Source organism: Exiguobacterium sp. MMG028, assembly GCF_027947425.1.
Classification (GTDB): domain Bacteria; phylum Bacillota; class Bacilli; order Exiguobacteriales; family Exiguobacteriaceae; genus Exiguobacterium; species Exiguobacterium aestuarii_A.
Map to the genome: position 1 here is coordinate 1,256,036 of NZ_JAQJIN010000001.1, position 17,967 is coordinate 1,274,002.

Consider the following 17,967-nt stretch of genomic DNA (forward strand, 5'->3'; position numbering starts at 1 on the left):
CTACAAGTTCGTTGCATTGATTATAACGTGCATGTCTCCATCTGATATCGGTTAGTATGCAGATTCACTCATCTTTCAAAAAATGGCGTGCTCTGGATCGAGGCAATCTAGTCCTTCCAGTATAGCAGGTTTCACAATTCAAAAAGACCTGTCCCACTGCTTTGGCGGGACAGATCTTCGGTTAAGACTTTTGTAAGATTTTAATGTCGTTGATGATGTCTTCAGTCGGGACGTTTTGGAAACCAGGATACGCTTTGATGATTTTCCCTTCCTGGTCGACCAAATAGAAGTACGTACCGTGGTCGACTTGTGTCCCTTCGTCAGGCTTTCGGACGAGCGCTTTGAAGTTCTCTTGGGCGAACGTTTCAATCTCGTCTTGCGAGTAGCCCGACAAGAACTGCCAGTCTGCGTTCGCAAGGTCATAGCCACTCATGAATTCTTTCATCTTCTCCGGTGTGTCCACCGTCGGGTCGACACTGAACGAGACGAATTGCACATCTTCGACGCCCTCTTCTTCGAGCGCTTCATTGAGCTTCGACATGTTATACGTCATCGGCGGGCAGACTGTCTCACAGCTTGTGAAGACGAAGTCTGCCATCCACACTTTCCCTTTTAAATCGTCGAGACTGACCATCTCTTCTTCTTGGTTCATGTATTCGAATGATTCGACATCCCAGTTGAGCGGGTCCTCGATCTCTTGCCCACATCCTGCTAGGACGATGAGCATCGTCATCAAACTACCGATCCACCATTTCTTCACACGTTCCAACTCCTTATCGCTTTTTGACATTCCACATGAGGATGGTGATGAGCGTGAAAGCCGTCAATGCGAGGAATGGAATCGTGATGAATCCGAGCCAGTTGATGTATTGACCGCTACACGGAACACCTTGTGCACAAGGCTGAATTTCTGCAAATCCAGGCACTTTTTGTACCAAGTAATGGTAAAGTGAAACAATACCGCCTATGATAGTAAGCGGTAACACATATTTTCGCACCGCCCGATCGTCCGTGAAGACGGCAATCCCTAGGATAATCGTCAGCGGATACATAAAGATGCGTTGAATCCAGCATAGCTCACATGGCACAAACTCCCGAATCTCACTGAAATAGAGACTCCCGAGTGTCGCCGTCAATGCGACGAGCCAAGCAAGATACAATCCATATTTTTCGAAAAATGACTTCATCTTATAGATCCTGCTCGATCAACTGTTGGATTTGTTCGTAGTCGAACGGGTCCTCGAGCATCACACCGTTAATCATGATCGAAGGTGTGAATTGAACACCGTTCTCTTTCACAAGCCCGTCGTCCGTGCTGACTTTTTCGAGTACGGTCGAGTTTTCGCCAAGGTCTTGTTCAAGTTGTGCCAAGTCGACCGATGTCGTCTCACCTGCGATTTCTTTCAACTTCTCGACCGTCACCCATGCGTTGTCGTGTTGTTGTGAAGCCGGTTGCGCGTCATAGAGCGCTTTATGGAACTTCCAGAACGATTCAGGATCTTGCTCGTACACCGACTCGGAAGCGAGGGATGCCAAAATCGATTCTTGTCCGTGGAACAATACGTTAATATAGCTGAAGCTGACATCTTCCTTGTCGAGATAATCCGCTTTCAGTTGCGGATAGATGGTTTCGCCCCACTGTTTACACGATGGACATTTATAATCTCCGAACTCGACAACCGAGACTTTCGCGTCCGAGTCTCCGAGTGTCGGTTGTCCCTCGATTGACACGTGATCGCCTCGGTCGGCCGTTGTCGGCTCATCTTGATTGAGCAAGACGAACACCAATGCAATCAATGCGACCGCGACGACGGTCATGATGACCAACCATTGATTCTTTTTCATTCTCTTCACCTCTATTTATTTTTCGACTCGTCTTTCATTATAGCGGAAGCTCTTTCACCTATCATGTGTTCGACTCGTTTTTCATAATTGTCTTTATTTCAAGCTTTAGGAGGTTTTACTCGCATGATCAAGTCTTTTACGATGCGCCTCGGTCTCATTTTGGCGCTCAGCATCGCCACGCTCGTCTTTTTACTGACGATTGCACTCACATCCCTGATCAGTCATCGGGCATCTGATTCGCTCTAACAAGAAATCGGGGAACGTCTTTCGACGACATCACATCAATTGGCGGACAAACTCGACTTTTATATGTGGTCACTCTATCAAGAGGTCCAACTCTTGCAAGGTCTCGACCTAGAAGACCCGGACGCGACACGACGACTCCTCGATCAAGTCCAGTCGAACATTCCAGCATTCTCTTGGATGGGTGTCACGGATGCGGAAGGGACTGTCGTTGCTTCCACGAACGGCATACTCGAAGAGGCATCCATCGCCGAGCGCCCGGTGTATCTCGAAGCGAAAGAAGCTCCTTTTATTGGTGACGTCCACGAGGCAGTCCTATTAGCTGAACTGTTACCGAATCCGACGGGAGAACCGCTCCAATTCGTCGATATCAGTGTCCCTTTATTTCAAGACGGGACATTTCAAGGGGTGCTTGCCACTCACTTGAGTTGGGCATGGGGAAAAGAAGTACTCGGACATTTCAATCGGACGCTTCATGAACAAGTCGACGATACGGATTTGTTCGTCGTCAGTGGGCGAGACAACATCGTACTCCTCGGTCCAGATGATCTAGTCGGAAAACCGCTCCCTGTGTCGTTTACGGAAGGGGCTTCCGTGAAAGAATGGGAGGATGGACAGGACTATCTGACGGGGATGTCGATTGGGGAAGGGTATGATGAATATCCTGGACTTGGTTGGCGTGTCGTCGTCCTTCAACCGGCAGCCATCGCGTTCGCACCAGTTGACGCGCTAGAAACGAGAATTCTATGGATTGGTCTCTTCGCATCGCTTGTGACGGCCGTTCTCGGTTGGTTACTCGCTTCCGTCGTGACGAGACCGTTGAAACGAATTACTGAAACGGCTTCGCTCATGGAGTAAGGAAAAGCCAATACATTCCCGCATCAATCCGGAATCAAAGAGATTGAGTCACTCGCATTCGCACTGGAATCGCTCGTCACATCTCTCACGGAGTCTGAATCGGAACGGGTGCACTTTGAGCTCCTTGCGAACCGTGACGCGCTGACGGGTCTCTCGAACCGTGTCGCCTTACGTGAGCAGTTGAATCAACTGCACGCTTCGAAAGAGCCATACGTTTTCTTTTATATCGACCTCGATGGGTTCAAGGCAGTAAACGATACATACGGTCACGCGGTCGGCGATGAATTGTTAGTCGAAGTCGCACAGCGGCTCCGAACACTCACAATCGATGACATCTATCCGGTCCGCTTGAGCGGGGATGAGTTCTTTCTCATGTTCCCAAGACATGAACGTTCGATTCAAGATATTCAAGAAATCGGAACATCCATCATTGATACGCTCTCAACCCCTGTGATGCTCGGTCTCCTGTCGGTAAAGGTCGGGGCAAGTATCGGCGCATCGATTTGGTCGCCAGCCGAACCTCCACACGTCGCCATCGAACAAGCGGACGACGCCTTATATCGGTCAAAAGCGAACGGGAAAAAGCGGCTTTCGTTCCATGAGTCGTTCGAATGATTACTGGCACCCATACGAAAAGGAGTTCGTGATGAACTCCTTTTTGCTTACTCTTCGGTTTCCGTATTCACGTCTTCCTTCTGCTCTTCCTCTTCGGGCATCGGCTCCAAATCCATCGTATATACGTATTCCTCACCGAAGTTGTTTAAGATGAACAACTCTTCTTCTGCACGCGTCGCGAGTCCGTTCGAAAATCCGATGACGGCGTACATCTCCTCTAGAAGAAAATCTTGTTCTTTGTCAATCTCATCAAAGATGGCTTGTTCCCATCGTTCGATGATTTGACCGAGTTGACGATAATCTTCGGACTTGATTTTATTCTTGTCCCGTAGCAACTCTAAATAGTCTCGGACCTCTTTCAGATTGTCATGCGTCATCGGGATGGCTCCCGCTTTTTCTGTCGCCAAAATCTTTTGATGCGTCATCAGATGCATCACATCGACGAGATTCCCTTTGTTTAATTTTTTCTCATCGTCAAAGACAAGCCCCGTCGTCTCCTGCGGATTGATTCGACGCGTCACGTTTTGACGTCGCCCGAGCGGGTCTTCTTCTTTGATGATGTCAATCAATTCAAGTGCCCGTTCATACTCTTCTTTCGTCAAATTGTCCCGGTCGAGCTCACTTTGATTCGGTCCCATCCAATACTGATAGAACGCATATGTAGCAACGACAATGACAACCAAGACAAGTCCAATCCAAGGAAACCATTTTTTCCATTTCATTTACCATTCACGCCCTTTTATTGATTCACTCCATCAAGGATAACATAGATACCTTGCTAAAAATTCCAATAAAAGGTTTTTAATCATGACCTTAAACAAAAAAGTACCCGCCTCCTGATATCGGAGCGGGTACTTCCTCTGTATCTTATGCTTCGAACAACAATTGTTCTGGATCTTCAATCATCTCTTTGATGTGCTTGAGGAATGTCACAGCCTCACGACCATCTACGATTCGGTGGTCATATGAGAGTGCGACATACATCATCGGACGGTTTTCCATCGTGTCCGCGTCGATTGCGACTGGGCGGAGTTGAATCGAGTGCATCCCGAGGATCGCGACTTGTGGTCCGTTCAAGATCGGCGTTGAGAGGAGTGACCCGAACACACCACCGTTTGTGATCGTGAACGTACCTCCTGTCAGGTCGCCTAAACCTAACTTGTTGTTACGCGCTTTATCCGCAAGGTGAAGAATGTCCTTCTCGATTTCACCGAAGTTTTTACGATCCGCTTCACGGACGACAGGGACGACGAGACCGTCTGGAGCCGATACGGCAATCCCGATATCGTAATACTTCTTCAATACGATTTCATTCCCTTGGATTTCAGCGTTCAAGTAAGGCATGCGTTTGAGAGCCGCTACCGCTGCTTTCGTGAAGAATGACATGAAGCCAAGTTTGACATCGTTGTCTTTCACGAACTTCTCTTGGCGACGTTTACGAAGTGCCATGACCGCCGACATATCGATTTCGTTGAACGTCGTGAGCATTGCTGCCGTCTGTTGCACTTCTACGAGGCGGTTGGCAATCGTTTGACGACGACGTGTCATCTTGATGCGCTCTTCTTCTTTCCCACTTGCAGCTGGTTGTGGTGCTGGAGCTGCGGCAGCTGGTTTTTGCTCTTTCACAGCTGGTTTGTCTTCATGTTTTGAAACGTCATGGACATTGATACGTCCCATCGGATCGTTCGTTTGAACAGCTGAGAGGTCAATGCCTTTCTCGCGAGCGAGTTTACGGGCAGCAGGTGTTGCGATTGGTCCTTTACCTGGGCTCGCGACGTGTTCTTCACGTTTTTCTACTTTCTTACCTTCTTCAACAGATTCCGTTTTCTTCTCAGTCGGCGCTTCTGTTTTCGTTTCTGTCGCGTTTTCTGTCTTCGTCTTCGTCGCGACAGCCGTTCCGCCACCAGAACCTGAACCGAGACGTGCGATGACGTCGCCAACTTGAACCGTATCCCCTTCTCCGGCAAGTTGTTCTTCTAACACACCCGCTTCGTCAGCTGGGACTTCGATATTGACTTTATCCGTCTCGAGCTCGACGATAGCTTCTCCTTTTTCGACTTGGTCGCCTGGCTGTTTGAGCCATGTCGCGACCGTTCCTTCCGTAATGGATTCTGCTAATTCAGGTACTTTAATTTCGACCACAATGAGTTCCCCCTTAACTTATTTACGATCTTTTTGGTATGTGCTCGTGCCTGCACCGCTCGAGACGACGTCGCGAGAGAGTGCTTCACGGATGATGCGTGCTTGTTCTTGTTTATGGGCTGTCGGATTTCCTTCAGCCGGGCTCGAACGACGGCGACGACCGATGTAACGAACGTCGAGTCGGTTCGTTGTGACCGCTTCAAGGCGAGGCTCGATGTACGTCCAAGCCCCCATGTTTTTCGGTTCTTCTTGGACCCAGACGATTTCGCGTGCGTTCGGATAACGGCTGATGACGTCACGAATCTCACGTACCGGGAACGGGTAGATTTCTTCGACCCGGATGATGTGCAAGAAGTCGAGTGACTCTTCTGACTTGCCGACCGCTTCCGCGAGGTCGATCGCCATCTTCCCTGTGCAGAAGACGAGACGTTCGACTTTCTCTGCGTTCTCACCGAGACCTGGCTGTTCAACGATTGGTTTGAAGCTCTCTTCCGTGAACGCCTCGATTGGTGACGTCGCAAGCGGATGACGAAGCAGACTCTTCGGTGTCATGATGATCATCGGACGAATCTCTTCTTTGCCGAGCATCTCAGCTTGGCGACGGAGAATATGGAAGTATTGTGCCGCAGACGAAAGGTTTGCGACTGTCCAGTTTTTCTCACCGGCAAGCGTCAAGTAACGCTCCATCCGTGCACTCGAGTGCTCTGGTCCTTGTCCTTCGTAACCGTGTGGCAAGAGCATGACAAGCCCTGATTTTTGACCCCATTTCGCACGACCTGCCGAGATGAACTGGTCGAACATGACTTGCGCCGAGTTCGCAAAGTCACCGTACTGGGCTTCCCACAATACGAGCGTGTCTTGGGCGAATACGTTATACCCATATTCAAATCCAAGAACCGACCCTTCTGAAAGCGGGCTGTTGTAGACAGAGAACGAAGCTTTCGCCGTCGACAGCTGATGGAGTGGTGAGAACTTCTTCCCTGACTCGACATCGTTCAACATGATGTTCCGTTGGGCGAACGTTCCGCGCTCCGAATCTTGACCGCTCAAGCGAACCGGCGTACCGTCTGAAAGAATCGAAGCGAAGGCGAGCGTTTCCGCATGACCCCAGTCGATTTTTCCACCTTCACCGAATGCGTCACGGCGACGGTCGAGTACTTTTTGAAGTTTGTGGAAGACTCCGAAGCCTTCTGGCCAGTCAAGCAACTCTTCGTTCAATTGCGTGAGAAGTTCGAGTTCCACGCTCGTATCGACTTTCGGGAATCCTTTATGGACCGCGTCCGGCAAGACGATGTCAGCATCCTCTTCTTCAGAAGGAACGAGGTCGCGTGCTGCTTTAAGCGCATCTTCGATCTTTTGTTCGATTTGTGCTTTCTCATCTTTTGTCATGACACCTTCTGCCTCAAGTTGCTCGGCATATACGTGACGGACAGACTGATGTCCTTTGATCGCTTTATAAAGAACCGGGTTCGTATTCATCGGTTCGTCCATTTCGTTGTGACCGTAACGACGATACCCAATCAAATCGACCAAGATGTCTTTATGGAACTTGGCACGATACTCACTGATCAATTTTGCGACGGCGACACATGCTTCCGGGTCGTCTGCATTCACGTGGAAGACTGGAATCTCATACCCTTTGGCGATATCACTCGCGTAACGCGTCGAACGTGAATCGTTCGGGTCCGTCGTGAAACCGATGGTGTTGTTGGCAATGACGTGAACCGTTCCACCCGTACGATAACCCGTCAAGTTCGTCATGTTGAGCGTCTCCGCGACAATTCCTTGTCCTGGGAACGCCGCATCTCCGTGAATCAAGATTGAAGCTGCCAAATCATCCTGCTGGACAGCCGATCCTTTTTCAGAACGATCATCTTGTGCGGCACGCGTGTACCCTTCAACGACAGATCCGACAAATTCAAGGTGACTCGGGTTGTTCGCCAAGTTGAGACGTACTTCTTTTTGTTGTTCGACGACTTTGCGATCAAGACCAAGGTGATATTTCACGTCGCCTGACCAACCAAAGTTGATGCCGATTGACCCTTCAGACGGAATCAATTCTTTGTTCGGTGCATGCTGGAACTCCGCAAAAATCATCTCGTATGGCTTGCCGAGTACGTGAGCGAGTACGTTCAGACGTCCACGGTGTGCCATCCCGATGTTAATGTGTTCAGACCCGCTCGAGATGAGTCCACCGACCATGGCGTCAAGTAACGGCACCATCGCATCCAATCCTTCGATGGAGAAGCGTTTCTGTCCGACATACGTTTTATGAAGGAATGATTCAAACAGTTCTGTCTCAGCCAGACGTTTGAACAATTCGATTTTTTCTTCTTTTGAGAAGGTTTGTTTCAATGCGCCTTGTTCGACTTGACGGCGAATCCACTTCTTCTCTTCCATATCGTCTAAGTGACGGAGTTCAATCGCGACCGTCCCTGTATAGACGTCAAGCAAGTGACGGAATAACTCAAGGGCACTCGCGTTTGGTTTCGGTGCATCGTCTGAAAGAAGACGGGCCGGAATTTGTTTTAAATCTTCTTCTGTCAAATCATAACGAGACAGTTCGAACAATTCTTGTTCGCGCGGATGGTCTTTCAATGGATATATATCCGCCGCCTTATGACCGAAAGCGCGGATGTCGTTGATGAGCCGTGTCGCCGAGACGACTTTCTCTAAGTCAAACGACGGACCCGAGGCCGGTACTTCTGTCGGTGATGATTCTGGTGCTCCGTTCTCGTCGAAGTAACGACGTGTCTCCTCATCGACTGATGACGGGTCTTCCAAATATTGCTCGTACAGTTCAATGATGTAGCCTAAGTTAGGACCATAAAATGCTTGCGATTTCTCGTGAACATTCGACGACTCTCCCATTGAATAAATCCCCCTTATCCATTCCTAAACGTTCAATCTGTGAACGCTTTCATTTTAACATGTAGCCCGAAGCAGTTCACTCTTCTCTTACCCTAGTGAACAAAACCAAATCTTGCCTCTTACGCTCAACTTCATACTACACCTTTCATGCTAGAAAGACCCTTACAAATTCACAATTCGTCCATACTATTTCGATAAGTTTTGCTTATCGATAAATTGTGTCTCAAAGGATTTGTTTCAAACATTTCAAAAAAAGATGAAACCTTATTTCAAACAAGCCCGTAGAAGGGGATGTAGGAAGAACACTATCACTCAAAAAAGAAAGCTAGGTGGCCACATGTTATCCGTACAAAATGTCCATAAGAAAATGGGAAAAGCAACGGTATTGACGAATGTCAGCTTTGATGTCGTCCCAGGTGAAATCTTCGGTTTCCTCGGACCAAACGGCGCCGGGAAAACGACGACAATCCGAATCATTACAGGTCTCATGCCTGCAACACATGGAACCGTGACGGTCGATGGGTATGACGTCGCGAACAATCGCCAAGAAGCACTCAGCCGAATCGGAGCCATCGTTGAGAATCCGGCGTTCTATCCGTACATGACCGGTCGTGAGAACTTGATTCATGCCATGAACTTGATTCCGAACTTAAAGAAAGTCGATTTGAATGCGCTTGGTGCGCTCGTCGGACTCGACGGAAAGCTCGATATGAAAGTGAAACAGTATTCGCTCGGGATGAAACAACGCCTCGGGATTGCCCGCGCCTTGTTGCATAATCCAAAAGTACTTATCCTTGATGAGCCGACAAACGGTCTAGACCCAGCCGGGATTGCCGACCTTCGGAATTACTTACGCCACCTTGCGGATCACCGCGGCATCGCCATCCTCATCTCGAGTCACTTGTTGAGTGAGATGGAACTGATCACGGACCGCTTCGCCATCATTGACCAAGGACAAATCAAATCAGTAGAAGACGGTCAGACGAAAGCCGATAGCGTCATCCTCTGTAAAGTAGCGAAAGAACAGATGAGTGATGCACTCGATGTCGCAGCTCTCGCTTTCGATGATGTAAAAATCGTTCAACAGTCTGCCGAGTCGTTCATCGTGCCACGTCAGGAGACCGATATCCCTGTTCTATTGAAGCGGTTGATTGAACGTGATATCGCCGTCTATCAGATCGGCATGAAGCACGAGTCACTCGAAGAACAATTCTTGAAATTGACGAAAAAAGAAGGAGGTACGAACAATGCGTTCATTACTCAGCAATGAATGGATGAAATGGCGCCGCACGATTAAACCTTACGTCGCCTTAGGTGTATACACTGCGATCATCCTCATCGTCTATGCCGTATTGGCGAGCGGAGATGGGGCACCGGAAGCTGCGTCGTTCTTTGAATTCTCAACGATGGGCGCCATCGCCTTCCTCAGCATCTTTACCATCGTCTTCACGGCCGAGATGGTCGGGAATGAGTTGAAATTTGATACGTTGAAGCATCTTTTGATGAGTCCGTATTCCCGAGACCGCATCTTGTTGTCAAAACTCGTCATGGCCGTTCTCGTCATGTTGCTCCAATTCGTCTTTATCTTAGTCGTCGCGTTCGGGTTCTCACTCACGTTAGACGGCTCTGTCACATGGGACGTCGTTCGTCCTATTCTCATCAGTGTGAGCGGACCGATCTTCATCATCTTCTTGACGCTCATGTTCTCGGTCGTCTTCAAATCAGTCGGTGTTGTCATCGGTTTCACGGTACTCGCGAACTTCGCCTCAAGTATCATTGGTGGTCTTCTCGTTGCCTGGAAACCTGAACTCGCAAAATGGATCGTCTTCTTGCATACAGACCTTTCCATTTATGATGTGAATCCAGAATTCATGAAAGCGATGGATGCCACGATGGGCTTCTCCATCTTCTATGTCGCCCTTCATATCATCGCCTTCTATCTCATCACGGCATTTATGTTCCGTAGCAAAACGTTTGCGGAATAAGCATACTTCGAATGATAAAGTGGTACCTCTTTGCTATAGGCGTTTTATAGTGAGGAGGTATTTCTATGTCTAAGACAGCATTACTCATTATTGATATGTTCAATGATTTTGATTTTGATGGTGGCGACATGCTACGTACGCATACACAAGTGATTGTTGATCCGATTCTCAAGTTAAAAAAACATTTTAAAGAGACGGACTTGCCCGTCATTTATTGTAATGACAATTTTGGGCAGTGGAAAGATAGCACGGAAGATATCATTGATTATGTGAAAGGTACAAAAGGGAAGCAGATTGCATTACAAATCGAACCAGAGGATGAAGAATACTTCATTATTAAACCAAGACACTCTACCTTTTTCGGAACCCAGTTAGATATTTTGCTTCGTCAATTAAGCGTGACGAAATTGATTTTAACTGGTGTCGCAACAGATATATGTATCCTCTTCTCCGCCAATGATGCATATATGCGCGATTATGATATTTATGTTCCTCGCGATTGTGTGGCCGCAGAGACATTAAAACGTCATGAAAGTGCCTTGACGATTATTGATGAGGCGCTAGGAATCGAAACATCTTCTGTGTCTGAATATATGCGTCACATTAAAAAGTGATTTATATTTTTCATCTTGGACACATATTCCCAATATTTAAACGTTTTCAAGATACTCTTTTAAGCTATCCTTATCTTATAAAGGTTAGCAAAGGGTGTGATGTTGTTGTATCTCATAATCGGTCTAGCATTGCTCGTTTGTTTGATTGCCATGATTTTCACCATTATGGTCGGGCTCGGGAAAGACCACTCCACGTATAGCCAAAAGAAGAGCTGGTCGATGGTTTCTTGGCTCTACATCGTCTTGCTCCCTGTCTCGTTTATCGGACTCGGACTTCTCTACTATTTCATTACGAAATAACGCAAAAAAATCACGATGCCTGAATAGAGGCATCGTGATTTTTTATGCGATTAAGTCGCTCCAAATTTTAACGGTACTCGCTAAGATGAGTAACGCTAAGATCCATTGGAGTGCCTTCGTATTCATATTCTTTCCGACATTCGCCCCGATTGGTGCAGCAATCAGACTCGCAATAATCATGATGATGGCTGGCTCCCAAACGATTTGATCGGTAATGATTTTACCGAACGTCGAGCCAATCGACGAAATGAAGGTGATGGCGAGTGAACTCGCAATCGCCATCTTCGTCGGGATGCGTAAGACGACAAGCATGATCGGCATGAGAATGAACGCTCCCGCTGCCCCGACGATACCAGCTGCAATCCCTACGATGAAAGCTGAACTTGCTGCGATCATCTTATTGAACTGCACTTGATCAAGCGGCATGTCGTCCACTTGCGGTTTCGGCAAAAACATCATGATCGTCGCAATCGTCGCGAGCACGGCGTATACGACATTGATCATCGTTTCCGAAAGAATCGTCGATCCGTATCCTCCGATAAAGCTTCCAATCAAAACCGATATACCCATGTAAAGAATCAACTGTTTGTTTAAGTATCCACCTTTACGGTAGGCGTAAATGCCACCGATTGTCGCAAAAAACACTTGAATCGCACTAATTCCTGATACTTCGTGCGCGCTGAACGCCGCAAATCCTAAAATTGGTGGAATGTATAACAACATCGGATACTTGATGATTGACCCACCAATCCCGACCATTCCTGAAATGAACGACCCGATAAACCCGATTAGAAAGATTGTAATGATAAACCCGAACTCCATATTGACTCCTCCATTTACTCTCGTATTCTCTACTTATTCAATCGATTCCCAAGCCATCATCCCGCCTGACACATCATAGATTTTCGTATAGCCGGCCTCTTGTAATCGGTTAGCAGCCTGGGCACTTCGATTACCGCTTCGGCAGATGACGTAGATTGGCTCATCTTTCGGATACGGTAACTCGTTGGCATCTAATGAAGATAGTGGTGCGTTCACCGCCCCTTCAATATGCCCCCCCTCGTATTCAGACATTTCTCGTACGTCAAGGAGTGTTATTTCCTCGTTTTCCAATTTGTTTTGTAGAGTTTCAGCATCGATTTTCGTGATTTCATCCTTTTCTGATGTGATTACAAAGATAAAAATCACCATAACAGCCAAAATCCCAACAAATAAGGAAATTCTCTTCATGTTTTCCCCTCCAATTCTTTTCACTTGCGCTCATTATACCTTAGGGGGTATATTAAAGCCAACGAAACATTCTCGTTGCCAAACACCTTAAACATGAAAAGGAGATCACAGACTCATGAAGACGATTACGACTACTGAATTAGAAGCGTTACTTCAAGCAGACGACTCACTCAACCTCATCGATGTGCGAGAGGTAGATGAATATGCTGGAGGTCACATTAAACAAGCGAAAAACGTACCACTTTCTGAATTCGGGGCAAAAGTCGATGAGCTCGATCGCTCTAAACCGATTCACGTTATTTGCGCAGCCGGCGGACGCAGCATGAACGCATCTGCTTATCTCGATTCACTCGGATTCGATGTCACGAACGTCGACGGTGGGATGATGAGCTGGCAAGGCGAAGTCGAATAAAACCATTACATTCATAGGGGGAAATTCACATGTTATTACGTTATTTTTATGATGAGAAATTAGCACAAGCTTCATATATGGTCGGATGCCAAATGACAGGAGAAGCCATCGTCATCGACCCGGCCCGTAACATCGAGCCTTATCTTCAGGAAGCGAAAAAAGAAGGCATGAACATTGTCGCAACAGCCGAGACACACATTCATGCGGACTTTGTATCGGGCTCACTCGAACTCGCGAAGCGCACAGGTTCGAAAGCTTATCTATCAGACGAAGGTGATGCTTCTTGGAAGTACGCATTTGCCAAAGAGATTGACGCACAACTCGTCAAAGAAGGCGACACGTTCAAAATCGGCAACGTGACACTCGAAGTCATGCATACACCAGGTCACACACCGGAACACATCTCGTTCCTTCTGTATGACCGGAACCAGACACAACCGATGGGAATCTTTACAGGAGACTTCGTCTTCGTCGGAGATATTGGTCGCCCTGACCTTCTCGAAGAAGCAGCCGGCGTGAAAGGAACGACGGCGATCGGTGCGGAACAAATGTTTGATTCACTCAAAAAATTCATGGCGCTTCCTGACTTCGTTCAAGTCTGGCCAGGACACGGTGCAGGCAGTGCTTGCGGGAAAGCACTCGGTGCGATTCCAACATCGACGGTCGGTTACGAAAAAGCGACGAACTGGGCGCTTCAAATGACGGACAAAGATGCCTTCATCAAAGAATTGACGACGGATCAACCTGAACCGCCGAACTACTTCGCGATGATGAAAAAAGTGAACAAAGAAGGCATTCAAGTGACGACGAACGTCGCTCGTCCTGAAGTTGTCGGGTCAGAACGCCTTGATACACTCGTTGAAAAGACGCAAGTCGTCGACACGCGTAAAGGAGAAGACTTTGCGAACGGACACGTACCTGGGACAATCAACATCCCATACAACAACAAGTTCGTCTCGTGGGCTGGGTGGCTCGTCAACTTCGACAAAGACATCACACTCATCACAAGTGAGGAAGATGTCGATCAAGTACAGACCGACCTTCAATCAATCGGTCTCGACCGTCTTCGCTTCATCGTTCCGGTCGAAGAGCTCGACGCTTCACTCTTGACGGAAACGTATACGGACGTGACGGCAGAAGAAGCGATCGAAGCTGCAGAAAAAGGTGACGTCTTCGTCCTTGACGTTCGTAATGCGACAGAATGGAATGCGAGCCATTACGAAAAGGCAGAGCGCATCTTGCTCGGTAAACTCACGCGTGATCACGAAGGTCTTCCGACAGATCAAACGATTGCGGTCCACTGTGCGTCAGGCGTACGTTCACGCATGGCGGCAAGTGTCCTTCAATCACTCGGCTACAAAGATATCCACAACATCCTCGGTGGCTACGGCGCGATGAAGACTGTCTTGAACGCTCAACAAATCAAGTAATGTTATACTGACTATGAATATGGCGCCCGCTTCGAGAGGGGCGCCTTTTGTTTAGGAGGGAAAGACGTGGTCGCTATCGGTCCACTTAACATTCGTGTCGATTTACTCATTTTTTTAGTAAGCCTTGGTATCCTTTACGGGATCTTTCGCTTTCTCGGTCTGACGAGTAAGCAACGTGAAGCCGTCATCGGTACATGGTTCTATGGATTTCTCGCCTGGAAAGGGAGCGCCATCCTTATCGGTCTATTGACGACTCGTGATGTCTCTCTTGCCCTCTACGCCACAGGAGGCGTATGGTCTCAATGGATCGCGGCCGCTGTTGTCCTTTGGCTCGTCTATCGACTCGATCGAGACTTTTTAGGATATTGGGTGCTGAGTGGGCTCCTCATCTGGCTCGGGATGACGCTCGCGGTTCCAGTATACGGGACGGTATTCTCTCTTCCCGACCAGCCGATTCATCTATGGAGTACTGTCCTTATCCTCGTACTATTCGGGATGACGTGGCGCTGGATGCATGCGCCGACTCGAGGACACATCCTTTGGACCGTCCTTGGCGCATCTAGTATCTGGCTGTTTCAGTCGTATGCGGTTGGACAAGTAAAATGGTGGATGATGGGCATTTCCTTCATCCTGTTCGGGCTTTCGCTCTATGTCGCTCGTCCTTCAAGAAGAGTCGTACAATTGAGTATCGGTGCTCTCGTCTTGCTTGCGGTCGTGAATGCTGCCCTACCGGAACGCGCGACACAAACGATCACGACAGAGACGGCATCGACCGGTCTAAACATCGGGCAAATTCCCCCATCGTTTGAGTTACAACGAACTGACGGGAGTATGTTCGACTTAGCATCGTTACGCGGTCAACAAGTCGTCGTTAACTTTTGGGCGTCCTGGTGTCCTCCGTGTCGCGCAGAGATGCCGGACATGGCGGCGTTCGCGAATGAACGAGACGACGTGACGATTGTCGCCGTCAACACGACGACGAGCGAACGTGACCCGGACAATGCCATCTCGTTCATCGAACCGTACGAAGACGCGTTTACTGTCGTCTATGACCGTGACGGTCAAGTCGGGGATGCGTACCGGATTCAGGCGATGCCGACGACATATGTGCTCGATGAATCCGGTGTGATCATCGCGAAACAATTCGGCGCCATCGACAAGAATTGGCTCGACGCTCAAGTAAATTGAACATGACAAAACCGCCGACAGTGATTTGTCGGCGGTTTATCTTATTGCTTCAAATAGCCTTGTGCTTTCAAGAAGTCTTTGACGTCAAGACGCGTCGATTTTGACAACATGCGTCCCATCTGTCCAGTCCACGTGTCTTTACGCGGGTTTGAGCCACGGACCATATAGTAATCGTGGATCAACGCATCGTAATCGGAAAGGGACTGCTTCATCCGTTCTGGATTCGCTTCATACGTATTCTCATGATAAACATGCTGGAACGGCAAGCGTGGTTTTTGATCTTCGACTGAGGCCGGTACACCGACGGCCATACCGAAGAGCGGGATGACCCGTTCCGGCAATTCGAGCACTTCTTTGACCGCAAAAAGGTCGTTCCGAATGCCACCGATATAACAGATGCCGAGCCCCATCGACTCTGCCGCTACGGCCGCATTTTGTGAGGCGAGTGCAGCGTCGATCACAGCGACAAGCAACTTCTCATCCGTCTCAAGCGTCGCAGACACTTCCGCTTCCTGTAGCTCACCAATCATTTCATGGCGATGCAAATCCGCACAAAAGACGAAGAAGTGACCGTTCTCGACGACATAGGACTGGTTGCCCGCAATCTCGGCAAGTCGTTTCTTCTTCGCTTCATCGGTCACCCCGATGATGGAATAGGCTTGGATAAAGCTAGACGTCGATGCGCGTTGGGCGCTCTCAACGATGGTCTGGATTTGTTCATCTGTTAATGTCTCGTCCGTAAAGTCACGGACGGAACGGTGGTTCAATAATGTCTCAATCACTTCGTTCATACGTTCTTCCCCCTTTTTTTAATCTTGGCACAAGCTTTCTGAATCCACAAATGAGAGGAATCCGTCGGGCACATTTTGAAGGGGGACGCTCACTTCTTGTTTTCTTATGCTATCATTATAGACTACATATAAAATACGACAGCGTAACTTCGAATAAGGAGCGAGATATATGAAAAGAATGCCATTTTACATTCCATTCCTGCTTGGGGTGCTGCTCCTCTCCGGTTGTACGGATGCCGATGTGAGCGTCCCAACGTCGACTGAAGAAACCGTCGAAGAGGAACCGACACAAGAAGAACAGACAACCGAGACGCCTTCACCTGAACAGGAAGAAGATTTATTTGAAGGCTATACACAAATCGAGGTCGATGGCGGTGATCAGTCCGGAACACGTGAAGCGAATGTCGTCGTCGATATCGGCTTCGGCGACCGTGAGTACTGGGCGTTCACGAACGAGCATGGTCAATTGATTCGTGTCATCGCCGACGAAATCACGCTTCAAGACGATGAGACCGAAGACGTCAATTCTTCTGGTCGTTATTATTCAGACGAGGCGAAAGTTCCAGGTGTCGAAGACCCGAATCTCGATGAAGGTCATATTATTGCCGATTCGCTCGGTGGTGTCTCGAACGCCTATAACATCACACCACAAAATAGTGCACTCAATCGCTACGGGGACCAGGCGTTCATGGAAGATGTCATTCGAAAGGCTGGCGGTGCGAAAGACTTTGAGGCCATCATTACCTATCCGAACACGACGACACAGATTCCTTCCCGTTACCAGTATACGTATACCGTACGAGGCAACACGGTCACGGATACGTATGATAACGCGGACCCAGAGGAAGTGAACAAATCACTCGGATTAACGGACGACTCACCACCTGCCGTGACAACGGAACCGGTCGAAGAGCGAGACTTATCCGATATCGACATTGACGGAAACGGACAAGTGACGATCAAAGAAGCGAAAAATGCCGGATTTGAGATGCCCATCACGCGTGATCATTGGTTGTACCAGTATATGGACGATCGGGACGGTGACGGGATGGTCGGTGAATAACCACAATAGACGAGACGTTCCTCTATGAGAGGGGCGTCTTTTTGCATCAAAAGGTGTTTGGCAAAATAACATCAGCATTTCCTCCGGGAAAGTTGCCTTTCAACAGAGATTTTTTCTATGCGGCTGATTCATCAGGAGCCGACGTCTATATGATGTTAACTTTCAGGTTGCTCCTCAATCAAAAGAGGATTGATGATTTTTCGCAACATAAAGTACAATTATTGTCATATCACACTTCTAAAAATGATCATAAATGTGTAGTGCAAAATACACATAAAGGAGTTTCTGTCTTTGAATACGAACCGAAATACTTTTTTCTACTTATTGTTAGCAGGAACTTTTTTATTTGTCTTTGTTTTAATCTCTGAATTCTTTTTTCA

General features: G+C 48.1%; 20 protein-coding genes. 11 read left to right on the top strand and 9 right to left on the bottom strand.

Annotated elements, in window-relative coordinates; genetic code table 11:
- Positions 1-181: 181 nt before the first annotated feature.
- Genes PJK55_RS06580 through PJK55_RS06590 form a run of 3 tightly spaced genes read right to left on the bottom strand, consistent with a single transcriptional unit; the run spans position 182 to position 1,845 of the window.
- The gene (locus tag PJK55_RS06580) at positions 182-769 is read right to left on the bottom strand and encodes an SCO family protein (RefSeq protein WP_271305174.1); all 588 of its coding nucleotides are present in this window, start codon (positions 767-769) and stop codon (positions 182-184) included.
- Between the two features lie 4 nt (positions 770-773).
- Positions 774-1,187, bottom strand: coding sequence for a disulfide oxidoreductase (locus PJK55_RS06585; protein ID WP_271305175.1), 414 nt, complete (start codon positions 1,185-1,187; stop codon positions 774-776).
- Between the two features lies 1 nt (position 1,188).
- Positions 1,189-1,845 carry a DsbA family protein gene (locus tag PJK55_RS06590; RefSeq protein WP_214697344.1) on the bottom strand — a complete coding sequence of 219 codons (657 nt, stop codon included), beginning with the start codon at positions 1,843-1,845 and terminating at the stop codon, positions 1,189-1,191.
- 123 nt (positions 1,846-1,968) lie between these two features.
- On the opposite strand from PJK55_RS06590, the gene PJK55_RS06595 reads away from it, so the two are divergent.
- The 3 genes from PJK55_RS06595 (at position 1,969) to PJK55_RS06605 (ending at position 3,561) form a co-directional block, all read left to right on the top strand.
- Entirely contained in the window at positions 1,969-2,091 is a 123-nt protein-coding gene (locus tag PJK55_RS06595) for a hypothetical protein (RefSeq protein WP_271305176.1), read from the top strand.
- A gap of 93 nt (positions 2,092-2,184) precedes the next feature.
- Positions 2,185-2,946 (top strand): PDC sensor domain-containing protein, encoded by a 762-nt coding sequence (locus PJK55_RS06600; protein ID WP_271305177.1) that lies wholly within the window; start codon positions 2,185-2,187, stop codon positions 2,944-2,946.
- A gap of 108 nt (positions 2,947-3,054) precedes the next feature.
- Positions 3,055-3,561, top strand: coding sequence for a GGDEF domain-containing protein (locus PJK55_RS06605; protein WP_271305178.1), 507 nt, complete (start codon positions 3,055-3,057; stop codon positions 3,559-3,561).
- 47 nt (positions 3,562-3,608) lie between these two features.
- Here PJK55_RS06605 and PJK55_RS06610 read toward each other — a convergent pair whose 3' ends face one another.
- From PJK55_RS06610 to PJK55_RS06620, 3 genes are all read right to left on the bottom strand, one after another.
- A complete protein-coding gene (locus PJK55_RS06610) occupies positions 3,609-4,283 on the bottom strand; it encodes a DUF6241 domain-containing protein (protein ID WP_271305179.1) in 675 nt (224 codons plus the stop codon).
- Positions 4,284-4,428: 145 nt separating this feature from the next.
- Positions 4,429-5,703: a 2-oxoglutarate dehydrogenase complex dihydrolipoyllysine-residue succinyltransferase gene (odhB, locus tag PJK55_RS06615; RefSeq protein WP_271305180.1), complete on the bottom strand. Its 1,275-nt coding sequence runs from the start codon at positions 5,701-5,703 to the stop codon at positions 4,429-4,431.
- A gap of 18 nt (positions 5,704-5,721) precedes the next feature.
- Positions 5,722-8,574 carry a 2-oxoglutarate dehydrogenase E1 component gene (locus tag PJK55_RS06620; protein ID WP_271305181.1) on the bottom strand — a complete coding sequence of 951 codons (2,853 nt, stop codon included), beginning with the start codon at positions 8,572-8,574 and terminating at the stop codon, positions 5,722-5,724.
- A gap of 337 nt (positions 8,575-8,911) precedes the next feature.
- Here PJK55_RS06620 and PJK55_RS06625 point away from each other — a divergent pair, with 337 nt between their 5' ends.
- From PJK55_RS06625 to PJK55_RS06640, 4 genes are all read left to right on the top strand, one after another.
- A complete protein-coding gene (locus PJK55_RS06625) occupies positions 8,912-9,844 on the top strand; it encodes an ABC transporter ATP-binding protein (protein WP_074032697.1) in 933 nt (310 codons plus the stop codon).
- A complete protein-coding gene (locus PJK55_RS06630) occupies positions 9,822-10,559 on the top strand; it encodes an ABC transporter permease (RefSeq protein WP_271305182.1) in 738 nt (245 codons plus the stop codon). The genes PJK55_RS06625 and PJK55_RS06630 overlap by 23 nt, the downstream gene beginning before the upstream one ends.
- Before the next feature lie 65 nt (positions 10,560-10,624).
- Entirely contained in the window at positions 10,625-11,173 is a 549-nt protein-coding gene (locus tag PJK55_RS06635) for a cysteine hydrolase family protein (protein WP_269318196.1), read from the top strand.
- Positions 11,174-11,272: 99 nt separating this feature from the next.
- Positions 11,273-11,473, top strand: coding sequence for a hypothetical protein (locus PJK55_RS06640; RefSeq protein ID WP_271305274.1), 201 nt, complete (start codon positions 11,273-11,275; stop codon positions 11,471-11,473).
- Between the two features lie 42 nt (positions 11,474-11,515).
- Here the strand turns inward: PJK55_RS06640 and PJK55_RS06645 are convergent, their stop codons facing one another.
- Both PJK55_RS06645 and PJK55_RS06650 read right to left on the bottom strand, forming a co-directional pair.
- Positions 11,516-12,295, bottom strand: a complete 780-nt coding sequence (locus PJK55_RS06645; protein WP_271305183.1) for a sulfite exporter TauE/SafE family protein — start codon at positions 12,293-12,295, stop codon at positions 11,516-11,518.
- Positions 12,296-12,328: 33 nt separating this feature from the next.
- On the bottom strand, positions 12,329-12,703 hold the full coding sequence (locus PJK55_RS06650; RefSeq protein ID WP_271305184.1) for a rhodanese-like domain-containing protein: 375 nt from the start codon (positions 12,701-12,703) through the stop codon (positions 12,329-12,331).
- A 115-nt stretch (positions 12,704-12,818) separates the two neighbouring features.
- Here PJK55_RS06650 and PJK55_RS06655 point away from each other — a divergent pair, with 115 nt between their 5' ends.
- The 3 genes from PJK55_RS06655 to PJK55_RS06665 all read left to right on the top strand — a co-directional run bounded on the left by PJK55_RS06655 (position 12,819) and on the right by PJK55_RS06665 (position 15,733).
- A complete protein-coding gene (locus PJK55_RS06655; protein ID WP_015881009.1) occupies positions 12,819-13,115 on the top strand; it encodes a rhodanese-like domain-containing protein in 297 nt (98 codons plus the stop codon).
- Between the two features lie 29 nt (positions 13,116-13,144).
- Positions 13,145-14,545, top strand: coding sequence for an MBL fold metallo-hydrolase (locus PJK55_RS06660; RefSeq protein WP_271305185.1), 1,401 nt, complete (start codon positions 13,145-13,147; stop codon positions 14,543-14,545).
- 66 nt (positions 14,546-14,611) lie between these two features.
- Positions 14,612-15,733 carry a TlpA family protein disulfide reductase gene (locus tag PJK55_RS06665; protein ID WP_271305186.1) on the top strand — a complete coding sequence of 374 codons (1,122 nt, stop codon included), beginning with the start codon at positions 14,612-14,614 and terminating at the stop codon, positions 15,731-15,733.
- A gap of 41 nt (positions 15,734-15,774) precedes the next feature.
- Here PJK55_RS06665 and nfsA read toward each other — a convergent pair whose 3' ends face one another.
- On the bottom strand, positions 15,775-16,524 hold the full coding sequence (gene nfsA, locus PJK55_RS06670; RefSeq protein WP_271305187.1) for an oxygen-insensitive NADPH nitroreductase: 750 nt from the start codon (positions 16,522-16,524) through the stop codon (positions 15,775-15,777).
- A 169-nt stretch (positions 16,525-16,693) separates the two neighbouring features.
- Here nfsA and PJK55_RS06675 point away from each other — a divergent pair, with 169 nt between their 5' ends.
- Positions 16,694-17,587 carry a DNA/RNA non-specific endonuclease gene (locus tag PJK55_RS06675; protein WP_271305188.1) on the top strand — a complete coding sequence of 298 codons (894 nt, stop codon included), beginning with the start codon at positions 16,694-16,696 and terminating at the stop codon, positions 17,585-17,587.
- Positions 17,588-17,967 lie beyond the last annotated feature (380 nt).

What these genes read in the sequence shown, in the direction of transcription:
- PJK55_RS06640 (WP_271305274.1), top strand. Translation starts at nt 11,273, where the DNA reads ATGTTGTTGTATCTCATAATCGGTCTAGCATTGCTCGTTTGTTTGATT.
- PJK55_RS06625 (WP_074032697.1), top strand. Translation starts at nt 8,912, where the DNA reads ATGTTATCCGTACAAAATGTCCATAAGAAAATGGGAAAAGCAACGGTA.
- PJK55_RS06655 (WP_015881009.1), top strand. Translation starts at nt 12,819, where the DNA reads ATGAAGACGATTACGACTACTGAATTAGAAGCGTTACTTCAAGCAGAC.
- PJK55_RS06610 (WP_271305179.1), bottom strand. Translation starts at nt 4,283, where the DNA reads ATGAAATGGAAAAAATGGTTTCCTTGGATTGGACTTGTCTTGGTTGTC.
- PJK55_RS06650 (WP_271305184.1), bottom strand. Translation starts at nt 12,703, where the DNA reads ATGAAGAGAATTTCCTTATTTGTTGGGATTTTGGCTGTTATGGTGATT.
- PJK55_RS06675 (WP_271305188.1), top strand. Translation starts at nt 16,694, where the DNA reads ATGAAAAGAATGCCATTTTACATTCCATTCCTGCTTGGGGTGCTGCTC.
- PJK55_RS06630 (WP_271305182.1), top strand. Translation starts at nt 9,822, where the DNA reads ATGCGTTCATTACTCAGCAATGAATGGATGAAATGGCGCCGCACGATT.
- PJK55_RS06595 (WP_271305176.1), top strand. Translation starts at nt 1,969, where the DNA reads ATGATCAAGTCTTTTACGATGCGCCTCGGTCTCATTTTGGCGCTCAGC.
- PJK55_RS06635 (WP_269318196.1), top strand. Translation starts at nt 10,625, where the DNA reads ATGTCTAAGACAGCATTACTCATTATTGATATGTTCAATGATTTTGAT.
- PJK55_RS06590 (WP_214697344.1), bottom strand. Translation starts at nt 1,845, where the DNA reads ATGAAAAAGAATCAATGGTTGGTCATCATGACCGTCGTCGCGGTCGCA.
- PJK55_RS06620 (WP_271305181.1), bottom strand. Translation starts at nt 8,574, where the DNA reads ATGGGAGAGTCGTCGAATGTTCACGAGAAATCGCAAGCATTTTATGGT.
- PJK55_RS06645 (WP_271305183.1), bottom strand. Translation starts at nt 12,295, where the DNA reads ATGGAGTTCGGGTTTATCATTACAATCTTTCTAATCGGGTTTATCGGG.
- PJK55_RS06585 (WP_271305175.1), bottom strand. Translation starts at nt 1,187, where the DNA reads ATGAAGTCATTTTTCGAAAAATATGGATTGTATCTTGCTTGGCTCGTC.
- nfsA (WP_271305187.1), bottom strand. Translation starts at nt 16,524, where the DNA reads ATGAACGAAGTGATTGAGACATTATTGAACCACCGTTCCGTCCGTGAC.
- PJK55_RS06660 (WP_271305185.1), top strand. Translation starts at nt 13,145, where the DNA reads ATGTTATTACGTTATTTTTATGATGAGAAATTAGCACAAGCTTCATAT.